Origin of the sequence: Mesorhizobium sp. M1E.F.Ca.ET.063.01.1.1 (genome assembly GCF_003998155.1) — a bacterium.
Classification (GTDB): Bacteria; Pseudomonadota; Alphaproteobacteria; order Rhizobiales; family Rhizobiaceae; genus Mesorhizobium.
Genome location: NZ_RZSC01001253.1, coordinates 1 through 1,024, shown reverse-complemented (window position 1 = coordinate 1,024; position 1,024 = coordinate 1). Strand labels below are relative to the sequence as shown.

Sequence of the window (1,024 nt, the reverse complement as noted above, 5' to 3'; positions counted from 1 at the left end):
TCCGCCAATATCGGCGCCACGCTGACCATTCCGATCTATTCCGGCGGCCGGACCTCGGCGATCGTGCGGCAGAACAAGGAATCGCTCAGCCAGGCGCGCATCGAAGTCGACGTCAGCCGTGACCAGGTGCGCCAGGCTGTGGCCTCGGCGTGGACACAATACACCGCTGCCCGCCAAAGCGTGGATGCCAACAGGCAGGTGATCGCCGCCGCGCAACTGGCGCTCAACGGCGTCATCGAGGAGCGCAATGTCGGCCAGCGGACCACGCTCGACGTGCTCAACGCCCAGAACGCCGTCATCACCGCCAAGATCAACCAGGCGAACTCCGAGCATGACGTCGTGGTGGCGAGCTATGCCATCCTCTCCGCTGTCGGGCGGCTGTCGGTTGAGCGTCTCGGCCTGGCGGTCACGAAATACAAGCCGGAAGAGCACTACAACGCCGTCAAGGACAAGTGGATCGGGCTGCGCACGCCGGACGGCCGCTGATTTTCGTGTAAGCTTCAAAAAGCGCCGCGCGTCCGATGGATGCGCGGCGCTTTTTTGTTGGAGAAGCAGCCGGCCGGCTGCTGGCGGCGGAATCAGCTAATCTGTTGAAATCCAACGTCTCCCCAGATTGGGGATTCTCGGATGACGATCGGTCGGTTACGCTGTCGTCGTTGATTCGAATCCCGGCCCGACCGGAATGGAGATCTTGAACTGGTCACAAGGGCGGCGGATGTGACGATGGCGACGGCAAGCAGCGCACAGCGCGAACCTTCCATGGAAGAGATACTGGCTTCCATCCGAAGGATCATCGAGGACAGCGACACCGGCCGCAAGCAGCCGGCGGCTGACAGCGCCGACTTGCGCCAGGACCTCCAGCCGGCGCCGCCGTCAGCCGAAGTCGATGCTTTCCGTTCCGAGCTGAATGCGGAATCCGCCCCGAGGAAGCCGGTGACGCTGGCCGAGGTGCAGGCCCAACTCGCGGCCTCCGATCCGGCGATCGCGCGCGCCGAGGCGCGCCCCGAGCCGGTAAAGACGGCGC

1 protein-coding gene and 1 pseudogene are annotated in these 1,024 nt (G+C 64.6%); both read left to right on the top strand.

The window, feature by feature from the left end; translation table 11 throughout:
- Nucleotides 1-486 (top strand): TolC family protein (locus tag EOA29_RS37700; protein WP_189479143.1); only part of this gene is annotated, 486 nt, incomplete at its 5' end.
- 237 nt (nucleotides 487-723) lie between these two features.
- A pseudogene (locus EOA29_RS43535) lies at nucleotides 724-1,024 on the top strand (DUF2497 domain-containing protein); the annotation flags it as partial.